The sequence below is a fragment of the Bradyrhizobium sp. Leo114 genome (genome assembly GCF_055229415.2).
In genome coordinates this window covers 1-255 of record NZ_JBUYEN020000268.1, presented here as the reverse complement: position 1 = coordinate 255, position 255 = coordinate 1, and the positions used below count along the sequence as shown (strand labels likewise).

Here is a 255-nt window from a genome sequence, read left to right as displayed (position 1 = left end):
GCGCGAGGCGGAATGCATCGCCAAATAAACCGGTCCATGACCGCGCATTGACAAAGGATTTCAACGTCAGCTTCTCCTTCTCGGCCTTCGGCGTGCCGTCGACCCGTACATAGTTCTGCATCGCCCTGGCGACGAGCTGCGGATAGGTGAGAAAGAAGTTTTGCGAGTTGGTATGCATCAGCATCGGCATATCCTTGTGCTTCTTGAGATCCTTGATCACGAAGGATTCGTCCAGCATCTTCTTGTAGAGCGACA

General features: G+C 53.3%; 1 pseudogene. It reads right to left on the bottom strand.

Annotated elements, in window-relative coordinates:
* Positions 1–255, bottom strand: a pseudogene (locus tag ACZIRK_RS45690) (FAD-dependent oxidoreductase); the annotation flags it as partial.